The following is a 25,509-nucleotide window of genomic DNA, read 5'->3' as shown; positions in this document are numbered from 1 at the left end:
TGCTTGTGCGTTATAGCGCACACTATTGCACGAGTGTGTTATAACGCACAAGTGGTACACTGCGCGCGAATTTGTCAGGAGTGAACATGGAAAATCTTCATCAACATTTAAGTCAGGCGCTGAAACAGTTGCGCCAGGCCAACGGCTGGAGCCTGACGCTGGCAGCCGATCACACCGGCGTCAGCAAGGCGATGCTCGGTCAGATCGAGCGCGGTGAGTCGAGTCCCACGGTGGCAACGCTGTGGAAAATTGCCACCGGCTTTAATGTGCCTTTTTCTTTCTTTGTTCAGGGCAGCGATCAGGCGCCCGGTGTCACCGCAACCTTTCAGCAACCCAACGCGCAAATGCAGGTTAAACCGCTGCTGCCTTATGACGCTAAGCTGCGTTTTGATCTGCTTGAAGTGACCCTGGCTGGCGGCGCGCAAAGTGATTCCTCAGCTCATGAAATCGGCGTGATTGAGCAAGTGGTGGTGCTGGAAGGGGAACTGCTGCTGAATGTCGAAGGTACCTGGCGCCGGTTGCAAGCGGGTGAAGCCAGTCAGTTCGCGGCGGATACCCCGCACAGTTACCGCAATCCTCTCAGCACACCCCTGCGTTTTCACAGTTTGATCCATTACTTGCAGCGGGTTTAAACCGAAGGGTTTGGCTTATTCGTATCACTCGCATCTTGTAGCGGCGCGATTTATCGCGCGAATTTAAGCAGTATCGTTGCTTCAGGACGCGCGATAAATCGCGCCGCTACGGCCAATCACCATGGCAACAATTACAAATTGATACGAAGGTAAACTACACAGTTTGCCTTCGTATTTATATACTCGCGCTTCATCAGTAAGGAGAGGGTGCCATGAGCGACCTGAATAGCGCGGCTGCGGCCTTACGCAGCATCAATGGCAAGCTGGCACGGCGCTTGCGAGAGTCAGCGCCACCCGCCGATCTCACTTGGTCACAAGTGTCGGTACTCGGATTCCTGGTACGGGACGGCGCGATGACGGTGACCGAGTTAGCGGCGCAGGAGGGGGTTCGCAGCCAGTCGATGGGCGCGACCGTGGCCAGTTTGCAGGCGCAGGGCTTAATTCAGGGGGAGGCTGATCCGCATGATGGCCGTAAAACCCGCTATCATCCCACTGAAAGCTGCCTGCAATTGATCGCCGCTAATCGTGCGCAACGTGATGACTGGTTACTGCGGAATATGGCGACCTCACTCACGCCAGCCGAGCAGAAGACATTACTCGCGGCCATCCCCTTACTGCAACGTATTGCCGACCAATAATCCTGAGAGGAATCAACATGGCTTTAACCACGTTAGATGCAAAAACCGCCCTGATTGTGATTGACCTGCAGCACGGGATTGTCCGTCTCCCTGTCGCGCCTTTGGCTGCAGACGTTGTTGTTGAGCGCTGCGCACAGTTGGTTGACGCGTTCCACGCAAAAGATCTGCCGGTTGTGAAAGTGAATGTGGCAGGTGGCGCACCAGGCCGTAACGAGCAGGCACGCCACAGCGGTGAGTTGCCAGCAGACTGGGCAGTGCTGGTGCCAGAAATGACGCTAAAAGCGGGTGAAATCGCGGCGACCAAAACCACCTGGGGCGGCTTCCACAACACCGACTTACATGCACAACTGCAACAGCGCGGTGTGACTCAAGTGGTAGTATGCGGTATCGCGACCTCGATTGGAGTGGAATCCACGGCACGTCAGGCGTATGAGTTAGGTTACAATGTCACGTTGGCAACTGATGCCATGACCTGCCTGAATGCCGAAACGCATAAAAACAGCATTGAGCGTATTTTCCCGCGCTTGGGTGAGACCGGCTCAACCGCTGATGTGCTGGCGCTGCTGAAGTAATCGCGAGTTAAGCTTTATGCTGGGGTGTGCCTTGGGGTGGCCTCAGCATAATTTATAAAGGACGTAGGTTATTCTTCGTCCCATGGATTCAGCAACACCACGCCTGAACCTTCAAAGTCTCTGGCATTGCGCGTAACCAAAATCAGATCATGTTCAAGCGCAGTCGCCGCGATAAGGGCATCTGTATGGGGGCGTGCATCGGGGACGTGTAATTGCGCTCAGCGCCGAGCCACGTTGCTGTCGATGGCAAGCGTACGCCAGGCGAATTCGATTAACACTCTTGAGCAAAAAAATGCCCTGCAATCCAGACACCTCCTGCAGGGCATTTCTCATTCTAAAGCGGGTTATTTACTGAAACGCATAACTCACCGTCAAACCTACGCTATAGTTACGGCCCGGTGCCGGTTCGTAGTAACGGCCGTTGCTTTCGTTGACGATCACGGAGCCGACATAGTTGCGGTCAAACAGATTATCAACACGTCCAAACAGATCCAGCGTCCAGTTCTGCACCAGCCACTTATAACCTGAATTCACGCCCACCACGGTGTAAGCCGGGGCTTTAACGTCGTTTTCGTCATCCGCGGCGATATCACTCATATAGCGCACATCGCCACCGGCATACCAGCCTTGTTCCGGCGCGTATGCCAGTCCGGCATAGGCCATGTTGCGCGCAATGCCCGGAATACGGTTACCATCGCAGCTGTCAGTGCCACAAGCGTTGGAGCGATAACGGGCGTCGAGCAGCGTCCAGGCCGCCTTGAACTGCCAGTTCTCACCGAATTGCTGGTCGAGGCCCAGTTCCAGTCCGCGACGGCGCGTTTCGCCGGCGTTTTTATAACTGGTGCGGCCTTCATAGCTGCTGTCGGAGACGATCTCGTTTTGGGTATCGGTCTGGAACAGTGCTGCCGTAATCAGGCCATTGCCAATGCGTTTCTTGGTGCCGAGTTCAACGGTATCGCTGGTGGCCGGTTTCAGGTTCATATTGAGACCGGTCTGCGCGGCTGATCGGTATGAAAGCTCATTCAGAGTGGGCGTTTCAAAGCCACGACCGGCAGAAACATAGGCATTCCAGCTGTTATCAATCGCATACTTCAGTGACGCGGCAGGTAGCCAGCGATGGTAGCGACGATTGCCGCTGTCATCCGGATCGGTGGCGGTAACGTAATAGTCATTAGAGTCGAAATTGACGGTACTCAAACGCACGCCCGCATCCAGTGACCACTTATCCGTGAACTGCCACGCCGTTTGCAGGTAAGGATCAAGATTCCACATCAGATTGCGTTCGTTACGACGCATATCGCCCTGCACACCCAGGTCATTACCGACAAAGTTTTGATAGCCTTTGCGCTTTTCGGTCATGGTTTCATAGTCCAGTCCGCCCGTGACCGTCACGGGAAGGGTGAACAGGGTATCGCGGTGTGTCCAGCGGGTATCAATGCCCTGATAGTGGCGTGACAGAGAAATCACACCGCCAGGGTAGCCCGCCTGAAGCTGAGTGGCGCGCGGGATCGATTGATACTGCGTGGTTTCACGCTCGCCGGCATATAGCATGACGCTGAGGTCGTCGTTTTCACTCATCTGGCGCTGATAGTGCAGGCCAGCCTGGGTTTGATCGACTGTTTTGCGGGCGTTGTACAGCGTGACGTTGCTGGCTACCTGGCGTGGGTTATCTTTCCACTGTGCTTCGGTCAAACCACCGGGATCTTGTGCATCCACATGCACGCTGTTAAATAGCAGCGTCAGCGTGCTGACGTCATCAATGCGCACACCCAGCTTGGCATTGCCCAGGTTCTTCTGTGCCGAACTGTGATCGCGGTAGCCGTGGGTAGTGAAACGCGAGGCAGAAACGGTGTAATTTACATCCCCCGCCTGCGTACCGTCACCGGTTGCGCCGCTGGCTTTAACGCTGTTGCGCCAGCTGCCGAAACTGCCGAACCAGGTGCTGGCTTCCAGCGTCGTGGGTTGCTGACCGGTCTGGGTTTCGACGTTGATCACACCACCCGATGAGTTACCGTACAGCGCTGAAAATGGACCGCGAAGTACCTCGATATGATCGATGGAACCGATATCGATATTCGAGGTTTGCCCTTGTCCATCAGGCATGGTGGCAGGAATACCATCCACGTACATGCGGATGCCGCGCAGGCCGAAAGTTGAACGCGATCCAAAGCCACGCACCGAAATTTGCAGATCCTGCGCATAGTTCTGACGGTTTTGAATCTGTAACCCGGGCACGCTGGTGAGGTTTTCGGAAAGGTTGACGCGCGGTGCGGCGTGACGCATGTCGTCACCTGACACCACGCTGACGGCGGCTGGTGTATCTAATTCTGACAACCCGGAACCCGCAGGCGCGGCGCTCACCACCATGGTATTGCTGGCATTATCCGCGGCCATCAGTTGCAGGGGGAATAATGCAGGCAGCATCAGCAACGGTGCCTGTCGCAGTAAAGCAATTTTCATTATGAAAGACCGTAAAGAAGGTGTGGAATGAACCAAACGGAACATTAATCGCGCATATGTTAATAGTTTTTTCACTTTTTTCAAAAGCGTTAATAGTATGACTGATTATTGCCTGCGGTTGCGTGAAAAAATGTGGGTGGTCGCATCTCTCGCCTGGCTGTGTATGGGATTTTCTGTCAGTCTGGCGGTTTTGTCTTAAAGCATATAAAGGAGTCACTATGAGTCAGCAACCGGTTGTGGCGGTATTGGGATTAGGCGCAATGGGGCATGCATTTGCTGCCAACTTACTGAAAAAAGGGTTCGTGGTGCATGGCTGGAACCGTACGCGTGCCAAAGGCGAAGATTTACTGAGCGCCGGACTGCAACTCAGTGACAGCGCGGCGCAGGCGGTGCAGGGTGCTGACGTGGTGATTGCCATGCTGTCAGACGGTGACACCACGCGTCAGGCGCTGCGTGAGGCCGCAAGCGCACTGAAGCAGGGCGCAACGGTATGCCAGATGGGCACCATTGGGGTCGAAGCCACAGATGGGGTGATCGCCGATCTGCAACAGGTGCGCCCGGACGTGCTGTTTATTGATGCACCCGTTTCAGGCACCAAAGCACCTGCAGAAAATGCCCAGATTCTGGTGATGGCCAGCGGTGATCAAAGCAAAGCGCAGGCCGCAGAACAGGTGTTTGCCGCGATTGGCAAAGGAACACAGTGGCTGGGTGAAGCCGGTGCCAGTTCGCGTATGAAGTTGGTGGTCAACAGTTGGTTGATCGGTCTGATGCAAAGCCTGGCGGAGAGTACGCGACTGGCGGAGCAGTTTGGTTTCAGCACCGACGATCTGTGGAAGGTGTTGGATGGCGGCCCGTTGGCGGCACCGTACGCCAAAATGAAGCTGGGTATGATCGCCAGCGGTGATTACACGCCGCAGATGCATCTGGTCTGGGCATTGAAGGATGCCAAACTGGCGCTGGATGCGGCCGGTGACAGCAAACTGCCGGCACTGGAGAACATTGTGGATGTCTGGCAGCAAGCGGTGGACGCCGGATATGGTGAGCAGGATCTGGCGGCGGTTTACCAGTTTCTGAAACTCTGAGATGAGTCAACGGCTCAACTTCGATTTTAGTCATCGGCCAGTGGTGCCTTATGCGCACGATTATGCGCATGGTGACGAGGAGCCGTGGCACCATCATGACTGTGCACAGCTGATCCACACCTTAAGCGGTGTGGTCAAAGTGGAGACCCGGCACGGCAGCTGGGTTGTGCCGCCAAGTCGAGGCGTTTGGTTGCCCGCAGGCACACGCCATGCGCTGTCTATTGTGGGCACGGTGGCGGCTCGCACGCTGTTTGTCGATCCGCTGGCGCGCGCTGATTTGCCCGCCAGTTGTCAGGTGGTGCAGATTTCGCCGTTGCTGCGTGAGTTGATTGTCAGCGCACTGACGTTGCCAGAGCAGTACGGTTCTGGCAGTCGCACCGAGCGCATTTACGAACTGATGCTGGACGAAATCCGCGTGATGGATGTACTGCCGTTTGGTCTGGCGTGGCCAGAGAGCGATCGATTGCGCGCGCTCTGTCAGCAGATACAGCTGTCACCCGGTGAAAACTGGACGCTGGCGCGTGCGGCCAACGAACTCTGTGTGGCAGAACGCACCCTGGCGCGTCATTTCAATCGCGAAACCGGTCTGCAGTTTAGCGACTGGGTGCGCCGAGCGCGTTTGAGTGTGGCATTAGCCCGCCTGGCGCAGGGCGAGACGGTGCTGACGGTGGCGCTCGATCTTGGCTACGAGAGCCCGAGCGCCTTCAGTGCGATGTTTCGCCGTGTGCTGGGCGTTACGCCAGCGAATTACTTTCCTGCGGCAGAAAAGCATGGGCCGCGTTGAGCAGTGCCTGCAACGACGCGCGCGCCACATCGTTATCAATCCCTACTCCCCAGGCGCGTTCACCACGCGCATTCAGACAGCTGATATAGGTGACTGAACGGCTGTCACTGCGTTTCCCCAGCGTATGTTCATGATAATCCTCGATAGTGATAGCGAGATCATAACGCTTGCGCAGCGCGGCTACAGCGGCTGACAGCAATCCGTTACCTTTCCCTTCCAGCGTCACCGGCTGCGCGCCGTCTTGCACGCGGGCTTTAAAACGCGTCTCGCCTTTTTCATCACTGTGGCTTTCCGCTTCCAGCAAGCGACGTGAGGGTTGGGTTAAACCGTAGTGCTGACAAAACAGTTGCCACAGGGCGTGGTGGGTCATCTCTTGGCCATGACCATCGGTTTGTTGCTGTACGATGCGACTGAAATCCTGCTGCAATCCGCGCGGTAACTGCAGGCCGTGATTCTGCTCCAGCAACCAGGCTGCGCCCCCTTTGCCGGACTGGCTGTTTACGCGAATCACCGCTTCATAGCTGCAACCGATATCGAGCGGATCAAGCGGCAGGTAGGGCATTTGCCAGATCGCTTCCTGACGCTCGCTGCGTTCGGCAAACCCTTTGCGGATGGCATCCTGATGCGAGCCGGAGAAGGCAGTGAAGACTAATTCACCGGCATAAGGATGACGCGGATGAACCGGCAGTTGGTTGCAGCGTGTCACCACTTCCAGCACTTGTTGGATGTCGCTGAAATCGAGTTCAGGCGCCACGCCTTGCGTATATAAATTGAGTGCCAGCGTGATGATATCGACATTGCCGGTACGTTCACCGTTACCAAACAGGCAACCTTCAACGCGATCAGCCCCGGCCAGGATGGCCAGTTCAGCGCAGGCCACGCCGGTGCCACGATCGTTATGCGGATGGACGCAAATCGCCACCTGCGCTCGCTGGCTGAAGTGGCGGCAGAAATACTCAATCTGGTCGGCATAGACGTTCGGGGTGTTCACTTCGACCGTGGCGGGCAGGTTGATGATCATCGGGCGCTCTGGGCCTGGTTGCCAGATCGCGGCAACGGCTTCACAAATTTCCAGCGCGAAGTCGGGTTCGGTAAAGCAGAAGGTTTCAGGTGAATACTGGAATGTCCAGGCGGTATCCGTTTGTGCTTCACAGCGAGCGCGAATTTGGCGCGCACCGGCACAGGCCAATTCAACGATTTCCGCTTTGCTCTGGCGGAATACGCGCTCACGGAACAGTGGCGCAGTGGCGTTATACATGTGGATGATGGCTTGCGGCGCACCGCGCAGGGCGTCAAAGGTACGATCAATCAAATCGCTGCGTGCCTGGGTGAGTACCTGAATGGCCACGTCGGACGGGATATGATTCTTCTCGATCAGCAAACGGACAAAATCGAAGTCGGTTTGCGATGCGGCGGGAAACGCCACTTCAATTTCCTTAAAACCGCAGCGCAGTAACAGTTGCCAAAACTCCAGCTTGCGCGCGCTGTCCATCGGTGTGGCCAGCGCCTGGTTGCCATCACGCAGGTCGGTTGAGAGCCAGCGGGGTGCCTGCGTCAACTGGCGCGAGGGCCACTGACGATCGGGCAAATCAATCACCGGGTAGGGGCGGTATTTTTCAGCAGGTTGGTTCAGCATGAGGTTCTCCTTATGGGTCTGTGATCAGTCTGGACCACACCGCCGCGCTCTGCTCACGCATAACTGACAACACTGACTGCATAACTGACAATTTGTCGGGTTTGGCTAGGGTCGCTGTGAATTTTGTGCACGGTCCCATAAAGGCCAGCCCGATCGCAAAGAAATCACGCATCCATGCAGATCGGCCGCCGCTCCCTGCGGCGGACGCTTTGCTCTTCGGGCTAGCGTTTATGGAGCTTTAAGCATGATCGTTGCTGTTGTCCGTGATGGCATCGGTATTCTCTCCGCCCGTTGCGGGCTCGGCGTGCCAAAGCTTATGCGCCAGACGGCATTCCTCAGATGAAATCAGCATCTCGGCTTGCTTCGCGGCAGGGTAGTCTGGGGTTTTGCGCGATAAGAGAAAACACAATGAAAAGAGCAGCTTTAGCCATTTTTGTCATGCTAGCCAGTGGGGCGGTCAGTGCGGAAACCGTTACGCTGCGTATCGCTGACCAGAAGGGCAATATGCACGCCGAGATGGAAGCGGCGCAGCAGTTAAACAATCTCAGCTATAAAATCGAATGGGCAGAGTTCCCGGCGGCGGCACCGCTGGCGGAAGCGTTAAATGCTGGTGCGGTGGATGCCGGTATTATTGGCGATGCGCCGCTGCTTTTCTCCCTTGCTGCGGGTTCACAGGTGAAAGCCGTGGCGGTGAGCAAATCGGTGCCTGAAGGTTTGGCGGTGCTGGTCAGCCCTGATTCACCGATTAAAACCGTGGCGGATTTGAAAGGGAAAAATATCGCCACCGGTCGTGGATCGATTGGCCACTTCGAGGCGTTAAAAGCGCTGGAAAAAGCGGGTATCAGTGACAAAGACGTTAAATGGCGCTTCCTGACACCGGCCGATGCGCGTATTGCCTTGGCCAACGGTTCAGTGGATGCATGGTCAACCTGGGACCCTTACACGGCGCTGGCGGAAGTAACCCATACCGGGCGTGTGCTGATTAACGGCGTGGGGCTTTCCAGTGGCAACAGCTTCCTCGCGGCCACCGATGCGGCGATCAATGATGCCGGAAAACGGGCCGCCCTACAGGATTACGTCAATCGACTGGCGGCGGCGGATCGTTGGGCGAACAGCCATGTCGATGAATACTCCACCACGTTGGCGAAAATCATCGGTTTTCCCAAAGAGGCTGCGGCAAAATCCTTCTCACGGCGCCAGTCGCACTGGCAAAGCATTGATGACGCCACCATTGCCCAGCAGCAGGAGACCGCCGATTTTTACCAGAAATATGGATTGATTCAGCAACACCTCGACGTCAAACCGACCTTTTATCATGGCTTAACCGTTGCACAGAAGTAACCCTTTGTGCCCCAACGTTTGGCTAAACTCCATGGGGCGCGTAGCATAGCGCCCATCTTGCCTTCATCTTTATCATCTATGTTAATCAAAACCTTCGATGGTCATAACGACCTGCTGCTTAATCTGTGGTTACATCATCGCGATGCGCCTGCAGACGCCTTCTTCTCGGGGATTGAGAAAGGGCACCTTGATTTTCCACGTATGCAGCAGGGCGGTTTTGCGGGCGGGTTGTTTGCGATGTTTGTCCCGCCGCAGCGCTACATCAATGAAGTGGCACCTGAACGTGCGCAGGAGCAGTGGCAACCGCTGGAGATCCTCTGGCAGCAACTGGATATCCTGAAAACGCTGGTGGCCGAATCGGCGGGGCGCGCGCGACTGTGCCTGACGGCCAATGACATCGCTGCCTGTCGCCGTGATGACGTGCTGGCGATGGTGGCGCATATTGAAGGTGCCGACGGATTCGACGCTGATGGCGAGGCGCTGGCCGAGTTTTATCAGGCGGGCGTACGCAGCATTGGTCCTTTCTGGAACTTACCGAATCTTTTTGGCGAAGGGGTGAATGGCTCGTTTCCACACACTCCGGATACTGGACCGGGCCTGACGCGTGCCGGTGAGCAGCTGATTGCAGCGGCCAATCGTCATCGCATGATGATCGACGTATCGCATATGAATGAAAAAGCGTTCTGGGACACTGCGCGCCTTTCGAACGCGCCGCTGGTGGCAAGTCACTCAAACGCCCACGCACTCTGTGCGCAACCACGCAATCTCACTGATGATCAACTACGGGCGATCCGTGACAGTGGCGGGGTGGTAGGTGTGAATTTTGGTAACGCTTTCTTACGCGCCGATGGTCTGCGCACCAGCGACACGCCATTGATCGAAATTGGTAAACATCTGGAACATTTAATTGAAATAATGGGACCAGAAAACGTAGCATTTGGTTCAGATTTCGATGGCATCAGTGTGCCGGACGCCTTAAAAGATGTTTCTGGGCTGCCGCGCCTGCATGCGCTGCTGGCATCGCTCGGCTATGATCAAGCAGTGATCGAGCAGGTTGCCTGGGGTAATTGGCAGCGCGTCCTGCAACAGATTTGGCAGGATTAACACAATTCCCTTACCTAATCAGGGTTGATATGCCTGCTACATTGGCGCAACATCAGCCCGCGTCGTGCATTGTGGCCTGAATATTGTATTTCTGGCGCAAGCATTTCCAGCAGAGCCTGCTCTGCGTTATTTGTCTAGAGGAAGAAAATTATGTGGAAGAAACCTGAATTTGTTGACCTGCGTCTGGGCCTGGAAGTGACTCTGTACATCTCCAACCGCTAAGACTTTCTGCCCGCCGTTCGCGCGGGCATTTTATTTTTCTTTTTGGTCATCTCACATGTTTATTAAAGTGCTTGGTTCAGCGGCAGGTGGCGGCTTTCCGCAGTGGAACTGTAACTGCGCCAATTGCAGCGGCCTGCGTAACGGCACCCTTCAGGCTCAGGCGCGGACGCAATCTTCGATTATTGTCAGTGACAACGGTGAAGATTGGGTGCTGTGTAACGCCTCGCCAGATATCAGCCAGCAGATTGCCCACACGCCAGAACTGATTAAAAAAGGTGTGCTGCGCGGCACCGCCATCGGCAGTATTATCCTGACTGATAGCCAGATTGATCACACCACCGGGTTACTCAGCCTGCGTGAAGGCTGCCCACATCAGGTGTGGTGTACGCCTGAGGTCCATGCTGACCTCACCAGTGGCTTCCCCATTTTCACCATGTTGCAGCACTGGAATGGCGGGCTGCAGCATCACGCGTTAACACCGCTGGAACCCTTCCGCGTCGATGTGTGCGGCGATCTGCAGTTCACGGCTATTCCGATTCTCAGCAATGCACCACCGTATTCTCCCTACCGCGATCGCCCTCTGCCAGGCCATAACGTGGCATTGTTTATTGAGAACACGGCCAACGGACAGACGCTACTGTACGCGCCGGGCCTGGGCGAGCCGGATGCCGTGATCATGCCTTGGTTGCAAAAAGCCGATTGTCTGCTGATTGATGGCACCGTTTGGCAGGACGATGAACTGCTGGCGACTGGCGTCGGTAAAAATACCGGCAAAGCTATGGGCCATCTGGCTCTGGCAGAAGAGCACGGCTTAATGGCGCTGCTGGCTGCGTTGCCCGCCAAGCGCAAAATTTTGATTCACATTAATAACACCAATCCGATTCTCAACGAGCAGTCGCCGCAGTGTCAGTATCTGATACAGCAGGGCATAGAAGTGAGTTGGGACGGCATGGCGATTCATTTGCAGGAGAGCGCATCGTGATTACCGAAGCCTTATCGCCGCAAGCGTTTGAACAGGCACTGCGTGCCAAAGGCGCGTTTTATCATATTCATCATCCGTATCACATCGCGATGCACAACGGTGAAGCGACACGCGAACAGATTCAGGGGTGGGTAGCCAACCGCTTTTACTACCAGACCAACATCCCACTGAAGGATGCAGCGATCATGGCGAACTGCCCGGATCCAGCTACGCGTCGTAAATGGGTTCAGCGCATTCTGGACCATGACGGCAGCAACGGTCATGAAGGGGGTATTGAAGCCTGGCTACAATTAGGTGAAGCCGTCGGACTGGATCGTGAGGTGCTGCTGTCTGAAAAGCTGGTGCTGCCAGGGGTACGCTTTGCGGTGGATGCCTACGTCAATTTTGCGCGTCGTGCTAACTGGCAAGAAGCGGCATGCAGTTCGTTAACCGAACTCTTTGCGCCGCAAATTCACCAGTCACGTCTCGACAGCTGGCCGCAACACTATCCGTGGATCAAGGAAGAGGGCTACTTCTATTTCCGCAGCCGTCTTAGCCAGGCAAATCGTGATGTGGAACATGGCCTGGCGCTGGCGCTGGAGGTGTTTACCACGGCAGAGCAGCAGAACCGTATGCTGGAGATCCTGCAGTTCAAACTGGACATTCTCTGGACGCTGCTGGATGCCATGACCATGGCGTATTCGTTACAGCGCCCGCCTTATCACACCGTCACCGATCAGGTGTCATGGCACAGTACAAGACTGGTATAACATCATGAAAGATAATCTGATCCCTGCTTTCCGCCGTGGCTATCGCATGCAGTGGGAACCTGCACAAGACAGCCATGTGGTGCTTTATCCGGAAGGGATGGCAAAGCTGAATGAAACTGCTGCCGCGATTCTGGAGCTGGTGACGGGCAAGCAAGACGTTGCGGCCATCATTCATACGCTCAATACGCGCTTCCCGGAAGCAGGCGGCGTGGACGATGATGTGAAAGAGTTCCTGCAATCCGCCGTTGAACAGAAATGGATCCAGTGTCGTGAACCTGAATAAAACTGTCACGCCGCCGCTTTGGCTGCTGGCTGAACTGACTTATCGCTGTCCACTGCAGTGCCCTTACTGCTCAAACCCGCTCGATTTTTCGCAGCAGGAGAAAGAGCTGACCACGGAACAGTGGATCGATGTTTTCCGCCAGGCGCGTGCCATGGGCAGTGTGCAGATGGGCTTTTCAGGTGGAGAGCCATTAACGCGTAAAGATCTGCCCGAGCTGATTCGTGCCGCACGGGATCTGGGCTTCTACACCAACCTGATCACCTCTGGCATTGGCCTGACGCCCAAAAAGCTCGATGCTTTTGCCGATGCGGGCCTCGATCATATCCAGATCAGCTTCCAGGCCAGCGATGAGGTGCTGAATGCGGCATTAGCCGGTTCGAAAAAAGCCTTTCAGCAGAAGCTGGAGATGGCAAAAGCGGTAAAAGCGCACGGTTATCCGATGGTGCTTAACTTCGTGCTGCATCGCCACAATATCGACCAGATCGATAAAATCATCGATCTCTGTATCGAACTGGAAGCCGACGACGTTGAGTTGGCCACCTGCCAGTTTTATGGCTGGGCGCACCTGAACCGTCAGGGGCTGTTACCGACACGCGAACAAATCGCCAATGCTGAAGCCGTAGTGGCGCAATACCGTGAACGTATGAGTGAAAGCGGTAACCTCGCCAATCTACTCTTTGTTACGCCGGACTATTATGAAGAGCGTCCGAAACCTTGTATGGGCGGCTGGGGATCGATTTTCCTGAGTGTCACGCCAGAAGGCACCGCATTGCCGTGCCACAGCGCGCGTCAGTTGCCGGTCGAGTTCCCATCGGTGCTCAATCAAAGACTGGAGGATATCTGGTACAACTCGTTTGGTTTTAACCGCTATCGGGGTTATGACTGGATGCCGGAGCCGTGCCGTTCGTGTGATGAGAAAGAGAAGGATTTCGGTGGCTGCCGCTGTCAGGCCTATATGTTGACGGGCAATGCTGACAATACCGATCCGGTATGTAGCAAGTCACCGCATCACGGCAAAATCCTTGAAGCTCGGCGTGAAGCGACCTGTAGTGATATCAAAATTGCCCAGCTACAGTTCCGAAATCGCAGCAACTCTGAGCTGATCTTTAAGCAGCGAGTCACCTGATGACCTCGCGCCATCTTGTTCTGGCCAATGGCCTGCGCTGCCATCTGTACCACCAGCCAGACGCGCGTGATGCCGCTGCCTTGGTGCGCGTGCAGGCCGGCAGTCTTGATGAACCCGACCGCTGGCCGGGATTGGCGCATTTACTGGAGCATCTGCTGTTCTGCGGCAGTGAGCGCTTTGAAGACCGCGAGCGTTTAATGCCTTGGGTGCAGCAGCAAGGTGGACAGGTCAATGCCACCACACAACTCAGTAGTAGCGCCTTCTTTTTTCAACTTCCTGCGACGGCTCTGCCTGAAGGAGTTAAACGCTTAAGCGATATGCTTGCTGCACCGTTGCTCAGCCAGCAGGCGATTCAGCAGGAAGTGGCGGTGATTGAGGCGGAATATCAGCTGTTGCGTCATCATGTCGAGACCCTGAGTGAAGCGGCATTGGTGGATACTCTGGGCGGGATTTTTCAACGCTTTCGTGTGGGTAATCAGCAATCATTTGGTGACAATGTCACTTCATTGCAGGCTGCGCTACGTGAGTTTCACCAGAGTTATTTCCGTGCGAAGGGCATTGAATTGTGGTTGCAGGGGCCGCAATCTCTGGACGAACTGGCCGAGCTTGCGCACGCTTTTACGACCCTTCCTGCAAGCCAGGTTAAACCGCATTGTGTGCTGCCACTCCCTGCTACGCATGACCTTCAGTTACAGCTAACGGGTGATGAGAATTTCTGGCTTACGTTGATGTTACCCGGGGATGGAGATTCATTGCGTGACAATGTCACTTTACTCAGTGTGTTTTGGCAAGATGAAGCCCCCGGAAGTTTGCTGGCGGCGCTGAGAGAAGTCGGCTTGTGCGATACGTTGCACGGGCAGTGGCTGTGGCAAGATGCGCAGCACGGTTGGCTGGCGTTGCGTTTTACGGCGGCACAGATCAGCGTCGAGCAAGCCCAGCGTATTGAACAGCTATTCTGGCAACATGTTGCGGCTATCGGTGCCTGCGGCACTGAACATCGGCAGCATTATGCGCAACTGGCGTTGCACGATTTTGCCTGTCTGACGCCGTTGGAGCAGTTACGAGGACGCGCGCTGGGCTTTGCGCCCGCAGAGAGGGTGCCCGAAAGTTTCACGGCATTTGTCGCGGCGTTACCGCAAGCTGCCTGCACGCGCATGTTGACGCAGCAACACCTGCCCGATGCCCAACGTGTGGATACACAGGGTTTTACGTTGATGCAGAAGACAGGATTAGCGCAAAGCTCGGTTTTTCACCCCGCTGCAAATTTCCATTTTTATCCTGTTTCCCAAGCGGCCATTGCACCCGCTTTGCCTCCCGTAGCCATAGCGTTACCCCATTTTACGCCCCGGCAACATGTAGAAACCCTACTGCTGCGCCCGGCGTTTTATCACACGCTGAGTGATGAGGATGCACAGGCGCGCCAGGCCTTGCTGCGGCCGGTTCTGGCGGAGCTGCGCCATGCCGGTGGCAGCGGCAGTTGGCAACAGAAGCAGGGCGTCTGGCAGCTGGTGCTGAATCTTCCAACAGGCGATGCTGTAGCCTTACAGACTGTACATCATGCGCTGAAGGCCTTGAGTGCTGAAGTGCAGCCGAAGGGCGTTGCAACACCGCAAACTATCGTGATTCGTCAGTTACTGGCGACATTGCCAGTGCAGTTAATCTCTCCTGTTGCTGATAGTGACTGGCTGGCTGCCTGGAGCGGCAAACAGCAGGCACTGCAGCAGCGCGTTGCCCATCTGCTCAGCGACTTTTCTCCAGGTTTGGCCAGGTATGCCCATCCGCCTCGGTTACAACGGGGCATCACGCCGGTTAACTGCCAGGGAAGCGACCAGGCGCTGCTGCTGTTTATTCCGTTACCGCAGTCAGATGACAGCAACTTAGCCGCATTACGTGCGCTGTCATTGCTGTTGGAGCCGAGATTCTTCCAGCGGCTGCGTGTCGATCAACAGATTGGTTATGTGGTGTCCGCTCGCTATCAGCGCGTCGCCGATATGGATGGGCTGTTACTGGCACTGCAATCGCCACAGCTCCCATGGCAGACGCTGCTGGGGCACTGTAAACGCTTTATGCGTGAGATGGTTGCAGAGGTTGATTCGGTTACGCCGCAGACGCTGGCGGCATGGCAGGCCACCTTGCTCGACCAATGTGATGCCAAAGACAACACCGATGCAGCCGTGCAGGGGTTACGCCAACAGCAGGGGTTAGCCAATCTCAATCGCAACGCGGTGATGTCTCTGACGCTGTCTCACCTGCAGCAGCTCCACAAGCGAATGATGCGTGAACGCCGCCGCTGGCGAATCATTGTGAATCAAAGCTGAAAGGCGATGTGTTTACCGTTTGGTAATGTGACATCAATGCGTACTTCGCCACCGAGTGCCGCAACATAACGTTTTAATGTCGAAAGCCGCGGATCATTATCGGGATTCTCCATTTTGGCTAACGTGGGCTGTGAGATTCCCATTGTGCGGGCCAACTCGGTTTGCGAAAAATTGAGTTCTTCACGTATCTGACTTAAGGCAATATCCTGGCGTAATTTCTCAATTTTAACAGCGATACGCTGTTGGCTTTCAGGTGATTGCTTCTCTAATAAAGCTTTGTAATTAGACATGTTATCCCTCCATTTGCACTAAATGCCTGCGGTATTCCGCTTCGGCCATGCGAATCATTGAACGGTAAAATTGTTTTTGATTAACACCCGTTTTATCTCCAGCACACAACACTATGGCGCGACGAACGGGATCAAAGGCGAAAAACGCCCTAACAGGATTTCCATGGTGCTGGATACGTAATTCTTTTAGATGAGTAAGCTTGCACCCTTTCAGCGTATCGACATAGGGGCGACCAAGTTGAGGTCCCATTTCTGCCAAAATACCCATCATGGCTAACACATCTTCACGCATATCTTCACTTTGTGCGAAAAACCACTCATCAAAAACTTCCGTTGTTAATATTTCCCACATATTGCCATCCTATAGCTTATTTGCTATGATTTAATTTATAGCCTTTAGGCTATGATTGCAATGGAGTATGCGATAATCCTGCGTAACTTTCACTCATATTAACCATTACCCTTTGATATTTTTGAATATATTTGAAGGTGACGCGCAAATCTCTTCACTATTCGTCAGCCGGGTTATCCGCGACACTCAATAGATTATCCCGATCTAAAAGGAACCTTGAGTGAAAAACGTTACCCGTGTTGTGCTGCCATTGCTGGCGGCGGCTGCGCTTTATGTGCCTGTTTCGCAGGCTGCTGCGATGCATTACGACCTCGACCCAGCCCATACCTCGGTGATTGTCACCTGGACGCACTTTGGCTTCTCGCACCCCACTGCAGATATCCTCAACAGCAAAGGTTCGCTGGTGTTTGATAAGGAACATCCCGAGCAAGCACGTGTTGATGTGACCCTGCCAATTACCCAGATTGATAGCCACGTTCCGGCGTTGACCAAAGAGTTTCTCGGTGCTGAGTATTTTGATACTGCTAAATATCCTTCAGCGGTATTCCACAGCACCAAAGTGGTGGCAAAAGGGGATAACAAGTTTGATGTAGAAGGGAATCTGACCCTGAAAGGCATTACTAAGCCGATCACACTGCACGCCACGCTGAACCAGCAAGGGATGCATCCGATGGTCAAGAAACAGGCGATTGGTTTTGATGCCACTGGCGTGATTAAACGTTCGGATTTCAAGCTGGATAAGTATGTGCCAGCAGTCAGTGATGATGTGACGCTGACGATCTCTACCGAGGCGTATGCGAAATAAACAAGTGAGTTAGATAGCTGACGCAGGCTGGTGCCGCCCTGAGGCTGGCGGTCCTCACGCCGCTGAAGCGGTACCTTCACTTCACTCGTCTGCCTTACGGACCGGTGCCGATGGAACATCCATGTTCCAGCGCCACCTTTCGCCCGCGTCCTGCGGGCTCTCCTGGCATACTCATTCTGTTCAGCGCTGCGGAATGCCAGCCCCAGGGCGGCACCAGCCTGCTCCTGAGCTTCAGTGCGTGTTGTTCATTTGGTTCCAGCACACACTTGCAATAGGGCAGGATTATGCCCAATTCTTCTTCTTACTGGTCTTACCCACGCCGGGATTACAACTGTTGGTGGGATCCAACTGCTTCCAGTGCGCGACATGTTCGCAGGAAGCTTGATACAGATGCCCCACGTTATGCTCGGCAGGGTACTTAGCACCGCGCTGCGCCAGATAGACTTTCACCGCTTCCTTGAATGCCTTCGCATCAACGCCTTCCTTCAACACGTAATCCTGATGGTTCACATAACAGAAGAAATGACCGCAGCAGGAGTCCACTTGTACCTGCGCCGCAAGATTCGCGGGCAGCGTTAAGCGCCATGCGTCATCATTGCGGCGGAGCGCTACATCAAAGGCCACCAGACGCTCATTCGGGTTATAACCCAGCGCATCACAGTACGAAATGGTGCAACCGCCCACGCCAAAACGCACTAAGAAGGCATCGGCCGCTTCGCGTGGATCGCAGTGGAAAAAGTCGCCCTTTTGCTCGGCAAAAAATTGCTGCAATAACCCCTGTAGCTCCGTGGTTTGCTGTGCATCCACTTTGATCATCAAATGGTGCTCATATTCATCGCGGTACTTCATGATTCGGGGGGCAACAAAACTGGGTGTCAGTTGGTTAAAACATTGCAATGCTCGATCAACAAAATTGCGCGGTAAAAACGGCACATGACCAACGCGTACATCCCATTTCGCTTTGTTGGCCATCATTTTGGGGATCGCCTGCGGGCCGAGTTTACGAATCGCCAGATACATATGTTTTGCGTATCGCACGGTTAAATCGAAGGCGTTGCGATGAATGTATTCAGCCTGCAACGGTAATTCGCTCATCTCGGTAAGCAGGAAACGGCGCAGTGCGACCAGTTCACGCTCATCGTTGGTGCCAATGTAAAAGGTGTCACTGCCGGTACTGGCTTCAAAAGTAGGTAAGCGCACGGCAAACACCACCACTTTTCCTGCGCTGCCTGAACTCTCATGCAGATAGCGCAGGTCGCCATTAAAGCGCGCAGGGGAGTCAGCGCTGAGGTCGCGCAAACGATCGGCATAGTCATCGGCCCAGATTTTGCCCTGCCAGTCTGGCTGTTCGCCTGTTTGATACTGCTGCTCGGTCAAATTTTTCAGCATCACTTCCGGTGTGGCACCCAAATCGATTCCCAGATGATTGACCATCTCCAGGCGGCCATCGTCATGGATACGGGCAAACAGCGACTTTTCGGTAAACGCCGGGCCGCGACGAATCAAGGAGCCGCCGGAGTTATTACAAATACCACCAACAACTGAAGCACCAATGCAGCTTGAACCGATAACCGAGTGCGGTTCACGTCCTAGCGGTTGCAGCGTTTGTTCCAGTTCGGTCAGGCCGGTACCAGGAAATGCGATCACCTGGCGAGCCTGATCGATCACCTGCACACCTTTGAGCTGGCGCGTACTTACAATCACCACGTCGCGATCGTAATCGTTGCCATCAGGGGTCGCCCCCCCGGTGACGCCGGTATTGGAGGCCTGCATCAAAATAATGGCGTTCTGAGCCACACAAATCTGCAGTGTTTGCCACAACTGCTGCAAGGTTTGCGGTAGCACTACGGCCAAGGCATCACCGCGACCAACACGAAATCCTTTGGTGTACCAGGCTTTATCATCGGCGTGGGTCAATACCTGCTTGTCGCCCACTGCGTCAGCCAACTGACGCAACATCTCCTGCGGGGTGGTCATGTTTTCTCTTCTTCGTCATTTATCTGCCGCGTTATTGGACAACCTGATCAGCATGGCGTCAATCATTCAGCGGCACTATTAAGGAAATAACGCACGGAATCATTATCCCTTTATCCTCCGCGGGAAAAAGCCTGCGTACCGATAAAAATGCGCGGGCAATCACAATTTAGATCGAAAGAAATTAAGGCTGCACTCCGATTAAAAACGCTTACTATTTTACTGCGTGAAATTAATATAACTCGATGATTATAAAGTTAATTTCACTCCTGTGGTAAAAATAGCCATGTGATTTAAATCACAAAAAAAGAGTGTTTAACCATGCTGTCAATCATGATGGGGATTAAATTCATGGTGAAAGTGTGATCTTCGTTGCAAATAGAAAAGTCGTTCACCGGAAGAATGAATGTCAGACGCGCAGCTTAGGGAGTGATGACAATGAGAATTGGCATGGTGATCAGCGGTGGCGATGTAACCGGGATAAATAACTTTGTATTTCAAATATCACGCATGACACAAGCAGACATGGTGTTATTTAATGGTGGTATTCCCGGCTTGCTGGAAAATCGGCATCAGGAAATATCTCAGCGCGATCTGGTGGATTATGCCATCACATCTATTCCCGTGATGCAATCAGGAAGAACCACGCGAAAATTAATCAGGCCAGAATACGAATTGATTGCCAAACATCTTAAATCGCTGCGCATTGATGTATTAATTATGGCCGGTGGTGATGGGTCATTACAATTTTTGCACACGTTAAGCGAATTCGGCGTGAATTGTTTCGGCGTGGGCATGACGATTGATAACGACGTGTTCGGCAGTGATTACACCATCGGTTTTTCTACGGCCTGTGAGCAAGTCCTAAAAGAAGTGTCAAAGCTGAGAAATACCGGACGTGCCTTAACAGGGCGTGTATTTATGGTTGAATTACTGGGCGGCTACTGCGGAGAGTTAACACTGCAATCAGCGATTAAGTCTAACGCTGATTTCGCGCTAATCCCGGAATGCCAGATTCCGCCGCAAGAGCTGGCAGAGCGTATCACTCAACGCCTGTCGACGCAGAATAGCGTGGTGATCCTCTGCTCTGAAGGTTACACCCGTGAATATTCACCCGGTTTTCAGGGGGCGATCGATACACTGATTAAACAAATTGAACCGTTAATAGGGGTGCGAATTCGTAAAACGATTATCGGTTATGGCTTACGTAGTGGTGATCCCACCTGTGAAGAAATTTATCAGGGCACCATTATGGCCAGTGAAGTCGCGCGTTGTATTCAATCGGGGATGCGCAATAAGGCGGTCATTATTAATGGCAGTAATAGACCGATACCGATAGATCTCATAAGCATGAAAAAACGCCTGGTGGATACCGAAGGGCACCATTATAAACTTGCTAAACAACTGCATATTCTGTGAGGAAATAAGCCATGCTGAAAATACTATGTGTGTGTGGATGTGGTCTGGGTTCAAGTTTCGCAATTGAAATGAGCGCCAAATCCGTATTAAAGAAACTCGAAATTGAAGCTGATATCGATCACACCACGATTTCGGAAGCCAATGCTTTCAAGTCCGACATGATTTTAACGCAGAAAGCCTTTGCGGATGTCCTGAACGCGGATGCCACCCCAGAACAAATTAAGCGGGTGATTATCCTGAACAGGCTGACCGACAAAGCGGAAATTGAAGAGAAAATCGTGGCATTTATGAAAGAACGTAACTTAAAGGTTGCTAACCATGAATAGTGCGATCAACTTCCTGGTAAAAGACTTATTAGGGCAGGCATCTATTTTGATCGCCTTTATTGCCCTGATTGGTCTGCTACTGCAGAAAAAATCCGCAGGAAAGGTGATGGAAGGCACCTTTAAAACCCTGCTGGGCTTCTTAATTATGATGGCGGGTATCAATATTATTGTCGGTACTCTGACCTTCCTGAATACCATATTCACACATGGTTTTGGCATGAAGGGCTACATCACCGATGTGGCTGCCATTGCCGGGTTAGCGAGCCGCGAGCTGGGTTCAGAAGTGGCGCTGACGCTGTTGGTGATCTTTATCGTCAACATCATCATCGCGCGTCTGACACCGTTCAAATACATCTTCCTGACCGGACAGGCGCTGTTGTGGATGGCGACTATCGGTGCGGTGATTGGCTATAAAGCGGGGCTGACAGGTTTACCTCTGATCCTTACCGGCGGCATCTTTGGTGGCGTCATGGCGGTGGTTATGCCGGCTCTGGCACAACCCGTGGTGCGTCGCATTACGGATTCGGATGACGTTGCGCTCGGCCACTTCTGCACCATTGGTTATTTGCTGACGGCGGCTGTCGCCAAAGTCGTGGGTAAGGGGTCACGCTCGACCGAAGATCTCAAGCTGCCAGACAACTTCAAATTCCTGCAGGACACTTATCTGTCGATGGCGGTGGTGATGGTGCCGATGTACCTGATCCCTGCGCTCGCGGCGGGCCCGGAATTTATCGGTCAGTACAGCAACGGCATGAACTATCTGATGTATGCATTCATGCAATCGATTCAGTTTGTCGCTGGTGTGTTCGTGCTGTATAGCGGCGTGCGCTTGCTGCTGAATGAGTTGGTACCTGCATTCCGTGGTATCGCGATGCGACTGGTGCCAGACGCAAAACCCGCACTCGACTGCCCAGTGATGTTCCCTTATGCCCCTAATGCGGTGATCGTTGGCTTCCTGGCCACGACGCTGGGTTCTGTAGTCGGCATGTTGGTGTTTCCGATGTTTGGCCTGGCGATGATCCTGCCAGGACTGCTGACCAACTTCTTTGCTGGTGGCACCGCAGGGGTGTTTGGTAACGCGCTGGGCGGACGTCGCGGTGCGATGATCGGGGGCTTTGTCCATGGCCTGTTCATCACCTTCTTGCCTGCCATTCTGGTGCCGATGCTCGAAAGCTACGGATTTACCGGCGTGACCTTCAGTGATTCCGACGTCATCAGTACTGGCTTGGTCTTGGGCCACGCGTTCCAGGGCAACTGGATGTTCGTCGCCTTGTTTATTCTCTTTATTACGCTTATCGCCTGGTTTGTTAACGGAAAATCCACTAAATCCCATGAGGAAAAACTCCATGAAACTTTATAACTTTACCGATCTGTTACAGGTGGCTAAACAACGTGAATTTAAAGCGCTCGGCTCCTTTAATTTACACTGTCTGGAAATGTTACCGGCTTTCTTTACTGCGGCAGAAAAAACCAATAGTCCATTGATGATTCAGATTTCCACCGGTACGGCGAAATATTTAGGGCATAAATTAATAGTCGATGCGATTCGCTCATTATCAGAAAGTCGTAATGTACCGGCCTGTTTGCATCTTGATCACTGTTCAGATTTAAATGCGATCCAAACGGCGATTGATGCCGGTTTCAGCTCAGTTATGTATGACGGCTCGCATTTACCGATTGAAGAAAATATTGCCAACACCCGTCGCGTTATTGATATGGCGCGCCCCGTGCATGTCTCGGTTGAAGCGGAACTGGGGGCGATTGGCGGATCTGAAGACGGAAAAGAAGTGGAGATGAATGCGGCGTCATTTACCACCGTGGATGATGCCAAACGCTTTGTTGATGAAACCGGTGTGGATATGCTGGCCATCTCAATCGGGACCGTACACGGTTTGTATACCGGCAAAGCGCACATCCAGCATCAACGTCTGGCTGACATTACCGATGCCACCAAAACCCCTCTGGTGCTGCATGGCGGTACCGGTGTCAGTGATGAAGACATGCGTCTGGCTGTGCGCAGTGGAATCGAGAAAGTGAACGTGGGCACAGAAATGAATGTGCAATGGGTGGCAAACTGCAAGCAGACGTTTGAAAAAGGCAAAGTGAATGACAGCGTGCGTAATTTCCTTGTACCCGCTAACGATGCCGTCACCAATGTGCTGGTAGAGAAAATTTCACTGTTCCGCTAATCACGACTCTCTCATGACGTAATAACCTGAGGTGCCCTGGCGCCATTCGGGGCAGGAGACGCTATGTTTGGATTCTTGAAAAAAGGTTCTGATAATAAGAACCAGGATTCACAAGAAATAGATCTTCAGGCAGAAACAATTAGCGGTAAAATAAGCGAGCTGGAACAACAGCTCGCTATTAATCCGCAGGCGGTCGACACGCAAAAACAATTAATGCTGGAATACAATCGCGCATTAAGCATCTTTGCAAAAAGCCGCCGTTTTCGTCAGGAAATTGATCCGCTGTTCATCAAAATTGATGAGCTGCGCAATACCATCCGCAAATCGATTTAAGGAGGCAGTATGAGTATTAAGCGACTGCTGCAAGAAGCGAATGCGATTCAGGTAGGGATCACCGCCACGGACTGGCGCGAGGTTATCGCCCTGGCGGCACAACCGCTGGTCAACGGGGGTTACGTGAAGGATTCTTACCCAGAGGCGGTGATCGCCAATACCTTGACTCACGGGGCGTATTACGTGTTTGAGGAAGGGATTGCCATTCCGCATGCGCGCCCGGAAACCGGGGTGCTGAAAGATTGTTTCAGCATGATCGTGCTGGATGAACCGATTCCCTTTGAGGGCAGTGACAAAGCCGACATCGTGATCATGTTTGGTGCGCGCGACAGCAACGCTCACATTGAAGAGGGTATTCGCGCCATTGTGTCACTGTTAGAGGATGAAGAAACGCTGGTGCGTCTGCGCAAGGCCAGCAGCGTCGCGGAGGTGATAGAAATCCTATGACTTCCCCCACTGAAGAGAAATGCGTGGTGCTGGTCAACGGTATTCCGGCATCGGGCAAAAGCACCCTGACACGTGCGCTGGCAGAGCAGTTTGGCTTCCCGGTGCTGACGCTGGATAGCCTGAAAGAACCGTTTATGGCCAGTTTTGCGCCGGTTGATCGTTTGCGTAATCGCCAGTTGGGCTGTGCGGCCTATCAGGCGATATGGAAAGTGGTTGGGCAGGCACCGACGCGTTGTGTCTACCTGATCGATGCCTGGTTTGGCTTCCAGCCGAAAGAGGTGTTGCAGCAGGGATTGCAGCAGGCCGGCGTCACGCGCGTGCTGGAAATGTGGCTGGCCATCACGCCGGATGAAGCGGTGGCGCGCTACCAGTCAAGACTGGCGCAGCGCATGCCGGGCCATCCGGGTGCGGAATACCTTCCCGAATTGCGTAAGCTGGCGGAAACTGCACAGCCGATGGCGCTCGGGCCAGTACTGCAGCTTGATGCCAGCGATCCGGATATCGCCGCCGCGTGTGCCTGGCTGCAACGACAGTTGCGTTTACCGGTCAGTGCTCAGCCCGCGCTGTCGGCGTCAGGGTGAAAGAACGCCGCCAGCAGAGCGCTGAACTGTTGATCGTGCTGACGATCTTCAGCCAGCTGGCGGCAAATTTCCCCCAAAGCCTGATACAAGCGATCGGTGGCGAGTTCGCCCTGATTGAGCGTCGCAATCTCATCCATCTCCGCCGCCCAACGCCAGGCTTTTGGCAACATATCTGGGGTAGCTTTGGCCATCCTCTGCAACAACGCCTGTTGGCTATCCTGCATCTCTTCACGCAGCGCATCGGCAGCGCCCACTCTGCTGGCATTAATCAGCATCGCCGAGGTAAGTAACGTGATGCCTTTATTGATCCCGGCGTAGGCCATTTTTAGCGCTGATGCCGCGCCGTTTTCGGCACTCATCACCCGAACACGCAATCCGACTTCGCTTAAAAGCGCCAGCTTCGCCGCATGGGGACCAGCAAACCAGAAACGCGGTCCCTGTGGATTTTGTGCGCCCGGCGGTAAACCAATGATGGCAGCATCGGCAAAGGGTGTGCCGGTGCTCTCGATGACGTGCGCGACCTGCTTAAGCGTTTCCGGGCTGATGGCATTGCAATCCACATACAGCGGTTTGTGCACGGCGGATTGCAGCAATGGCGCCATCTGCTGCGCCCAACTTAGCGCGGATTCAGGTGGCAGGATCGACAGGATGATATCGGCTTCACATAACGCTTCGATACTGACGTCAGCGATGTGCGCATCATGCGCGCGCTGTTGCGAAGCGGCAGATCGCTGGCTCAGCGGGGTAATCACGCGCGCACCGTGCTGCGCCAACACGCCGCCCACGGCGGCTCCCATGGCACCCGGTGCGGCAATCGCGATGGTTATCATAACGGCATCTCCTCAAGCGGTAAGATGTCAGTAT

General features: G+C 53.9%; 27 protein-coding genes. 21 read left to right on the top strand and 6 right to left on the bottom strand.

All coding sequences use genetic code 11. The features are described 5' to 3' along the window. The first annotated feature begins 86 nt into the window (after positions 1-86). From LK04_RS09610 to LK04_RS09600, 3 genes are all read left to right on the top strand, one after another. Positions 87-632 carry a helix-turn-helix domain-containing protein gene (locus LK04_RS09610; protein WP_039335685.1) on the top strand — a complete coding sequence of 182 codons (546 nt, stop codon included), beginning with the start codon at positions 87-89 and terminating at the stop codon, positions 630-632. A 212-nt stretch (positions 633-844) separates the two neighbouring features. Continuing rightward, the gene (locus LK04_RS09605; RefSeq protein WP_039335687.1) at positions 845-1,270 is read left to right on the top strand and encodes a MarR family winged helix-turn-helix transcriptional regulator; all 426 of its coding nucleotides are present in this window, start codon (positions 845-847) and stop codon (positions 1,268-1,270) included. A gap of 17 nt (positions 1,271-1,287) precedes the next feature. Then, positions 1,288-1,842, top strand: a complete 555-nt coding sequence (locus tag LK04_RS09600; protein ID WP_039335689.1) for an isochorismatase family protein — start codon at positions 1,288-1,290, stop codon at positions 1,840-1,842. 348 nt (positions 1,843-2,190) lie between these two features. Here LK04_RS09600 and pqqU read toward each other — a convergent pair whose 3' ends face one another. Continuing rightward, positions 2,191-4,302 (bottom strand): TonB-dependent receptor PqqU, encoded by a 2,112-nt coding sequence (gene pqqU / locus LK04_RS09595; protein WP_197063368.1) that lies wholly within the window; start codon positions 4,300-4,302, stop codon positions 2,191-2,193. 218 nt (positions 4,303-4,520) lie between these two features. On the opposite strand from pqqU, the gene LK04_RS09590 reads away from it, so the two are divergent. Together LK04_RS09590 and LK04_RS09585 are read left to right on the top strand one after the other, a co-directional pair. Further along, a complete protein-coding gene (locus LK04_RS09590) occupies positions 4,521-5,384 on the top strand; it encodes an NAD(P)-dependent oxidoreductase (RefSeq protein ID WP_039335691.1) in 864 nt (287 codons plus the stop codon). Between the two features lies 1 nt (position 5,385). Beyond that, the gene (locus LK04_RS09585; protein WP_039335693.1) at positions 5,386-6,168 is read left to right on the top strand and encodes an AraC family transcriptional regulator; all 783 of its coding nucleotides are present in this window, start codon (positions 5,386-5,388) and stop codon (positions 6,166-6,168) included. Here LK04_RS09585 and leuA read toward each other — a convergent pair. After that, positions 6,119-7,804 (bottom strand): 2-isopropylmalate synthase, encoded by a 1,686-nt coding sequence (gene leuA, locus LK04_RS09580; protein WP_039335695.1) that lies wholly within the window; start codon positions 7,802-7,804, stop codon positions 6,119-6,121. The two genes, LK04_RS09585 and leuA, sit on opposite strands and share 50 nt — an antisense overlap. A 393-nt stretch (positions 7,805-8,197) precedes the next feature. Here leuA and LK04_RS09570 point away from each other — a divergent pair, with 393 nt between their 5' ends. The 8 genes from LK04_RS09570 (at position 8,198) to pqqF (ending at position 15,929) form a co-directional block, all read left to right on the top strand. Next, on the top strand, positions 8,198-9,145 hold the full coding sequence (locus tag LK04_RS09570; RefSeq protein WP_418903650.1) for an ABC transporter substrate-binding protein: 948 nt from the start codon (positions 8,198-8,200) through the stop codon (positions 9,143-9,145). A gap of 84 nt (positions 9,146-9,229) precedes the next feature. After that, on the top strand, positions 9,230-10,249 hold the full coding sequence (locus LK04_RS09565) for a dipeptidase (protein ID WP_231568903.1): 1,020 nt from the start codon (positions 9,230-9,232) through the stop codon (positions 10,247-10,249). Positions 10,250-10,399: 150 nt separating this feature from the next. Next, on the top strand, positions 10,400-10,471 hold the full coding sequence (pqqA, locus tag LK04_RS20100; protein WP_010617686.1) for a pyrroloquinoline quinone precursor peptide PqqA: 72 nt from the start codon (positions 10,400-10,402) through the stop codon (positions 10,469-10,471). Between the two features lie 55 nt (positions 10,472-10,526). After that, positions 10,527-11,453 (top strand): pyrroloquinoline quinone biosynthesis protein PqqB, encoded by a 927-nt coding sequence (gene pqqB, locus LK04_RS09560; protein ID WP_039335703.1) that lies wholly within the window; start codon positions 10,527-10,529, stop codon positions 11,451-11,453. Continuing rightward, a complete protein-coding gene (pqqC, locus tag LK04_RS09555) occupies positions 11,447-12,202 on the top strand; it encodes a pyrroloquinoline-quinone synthase PqqC (RefSeq protein WP_039335724.1) in 756 nt (251 codons plus the stop codon). The genes pqqB and pqqC overlap by 7 nt, the downstream gene beginning before the upstream one ends. A 4-nt stretch (positions 12,203-12,206) precedes the next feature. Beyond that, entirely contained in the window at positions 12,207-12,485 is a 279-nt protein-coding gene (gene pqqD, locus LK04_RS09550; protein ID WP_039335705.1) for a pyrroloquinoline quinone biosynthesis peptide chaperone PqqD, read from the top strand. After that, on the top strand, positions 12,472-13,611 hold the full coding sequence (gene pqqE, locus LK04_RS09545; RefSeq protein ID WP_039335707.1) for a pyrroloquinoline quinone biosynthesis protein PqqE: 1,140 nt from the start codon (positions 12,472-12,474) through the stop codon (positions 13,609-13,611). The genes pqqD and pqqE overlap by 14 nt, the downstream gene beginning before the upstream one ends. Then, complete coding sequence (pqqF, locus tag LK04_RS09540) at positions 13,611-15,929, top strand: pyrroloquinoline quinone biosynthesis protein PqqF (protein WP_039335709.1); 2,319 nt, start codon at positions 13,611-13,613, stop codon at positions 15,927-15,929. The genes pqqE and pqqF overlap by 1 nt, the downstream gene beginning before the upstream one ends. On the opposite strand, the gene LK04_RS09535 is transcribed toward pqqF, so the two are convergent. Then, the gene (locus LK04_RS09535; protein ID WP_039335712.1) at positions 15,920-16,219 is read right to left on the bottom strand and encodes a helix-turn-helix domain-containing protein; all 300 of its coding nucleotides are present in this window, start codon (positions 16,217-16,219) and stop codon (positions 15,920-15,922) included. The two genes, pqqF and LK04_RS09535, sit on opposite strands and share 10 nt — an antisense overlap. 1 nt (position 16,220) lies before the next feature. After that, on the bottom strand, positions 16,221-16,571 hold the full coding sequence (locus tag LK04_RS09530) for a type II toxin-antitoxin system RelE/ParE family toxin (protein WP_039335714.1): 351 nt from the start codon (positions 16,569-16,571) through the stop codon (positions 16,221-16,223). Positions 16,572-16,791: 220 nt separating this feature from the next. Between LK04_RS09530 and LK04_RS09525 the strand changes: the two genes are divergently transcribed. After that, positions 16,792-17,376 carry a YceI family protein gene (locus tag LK04_RS09525; RefSeq protein ID WP_039335716.1) on the top strand — a complete coding sequence of 195 codons (585 nt, stop codon included), beginning with the start codon at positions 16,792-16,794 and terminating at the stop codon, positions 17,374-17,376. 282 nt (positions 17,377-17,658) lie between these two features. On the opposite strand, the gene dld is transcribed toward LK04_RS09525, so the two are convergent. After that, positions 17,659-19,353 (bottom strand): D-lactate dehydrogenase, encoded by a 1,695-nt coding sequence (gene dld / locus LK04_RS09520; RefSeq protein WP_039329133.1) that lies wholly within the window; start codon positions 19,351-19,353, stop codon positions 17,659-17,661. 435 nt (positions 19,354-19,788) lie between these two features. Between dld and LK04_RS09515 the strand changes: the two genes are divergently transcribed. The 7 genes from LK04_RS09515 (at position 19,789) to LK04_RS09485 (ending at position 24,645) form a co-directional block, all read left to right on the top strand. Next, on the top strand, positions 19,789-20,769 hold the full coding sequence (locus LK04_RS09515; protein WP_039329131.1) for a 6-phosphofructokinase: 981 nt from the start codon (positions 19,789-19,791) through the stop codon (positions 20,767-20,769). A gap of 11 nt (positions 20,770-20,780) precedes the next feature. Next, entirely contained in the window at positions 20,781-21,095 is a 315-nt protein-coding gene (locus tag LK04_RS09510) for a PTS sugar transporter subunit IIB (protein ID WP_039329129.1), read from the top strand. Then, positions 21,088-22,455, top strand: a complete 1,368-nt coding sequence (locus tag LK04_RS09505; protein WP_039329128.1) for a PTS sugar transporter subunit IIC — start codon at positions 21,088-21,090, stop codon at positions 22,453-22,455. Before LK04_RS09510 ends, LK04_RS09505 begins: the two co-directional genes overlap by 8 nt. Then, on the top strand, positions 22,442-23,284 hold the full coding sequence (locus LK04_RS09500; RefSeq protein WP_039329126.1) for a class II fructose-bisphosphate aldolase: 843 nt from the start codon (positions 22,442-22,444) through the stop codon (positions 23,282-23,284). Before LK04_RS09505 ends, LK04_RS09500 begins: the two co-directional genes overlap by 14 nt. 63 nt (positions 23,285-23,347) lie before the next feature. Continuing rightward, positions 23,348-23,617 carry a hypothetical protein gene (locus LK04_RS09495; protein ID WP_039329124.1) on the top strand — a complete coding sequence of 90 codons (270 nt, stop codon included), beginning with the start codon at positions 23,348-23,350 and terminating at the stop codon, positions 23,615-23,617. Positions 23,618-23,626: 9 nt separating this feature from the next. Continuing rightward, complete coding sequence (locus LK04_RS09490) at positions 23,627-24,064, top strand: PTS sugar transporter subunit IIA (RefSeq protein WP_039329123.1); 438 nt, start codon at positions 23,627-23,629, stop codon at positions 24,062-24,064. Beyond that, a complete protein-coding gene (locus tag LK04_RS09485; RefSeq protein ID WP_039329122.1) occupies positions 24,061-24,645 on the top strand; it encodes an AAA family ATPase in 585 nt (194 codons plus the stop codon). The genes LK04_RS09490 and LK04_RS09485 overlap by 4 nt, the downstream gene beginning before the upstream one ends. On the opposite strand, the gene LK04_RS09480 is transcribed toward LK04_RS09485, so the two are convergent. Then, positions 24,618-25,475, bottom strand: coding sequence for an NAD(P)-dependent oxidoreductase (locus LK04_RS09480; protein ID WP_039329120.1), 858 nt, complete (start codon positions 25,473-25,475; stop codon positions 24,618-24,620). The two genes, LK04_RS09485 and LK04_RS09480, sit on opposite strands and share 28 nt — an antisense overlap. Positions 25,476-25,509 lie beyond the last annotated feature (34 nt).

The organism is Pantoea vagans (assembly GCF_001506165.1).
Lineage (GTDB): Bacteria > Pseudomonadota > Gammaproteobacteria > Enterobacterales > Enterobacteriaceae > Pantoea > Pantoea vagans_C.
Note: the sequence above shows the minus strand (reverse complement) of the source record. Positions and strands in the feature narration are given on the sequence as shown.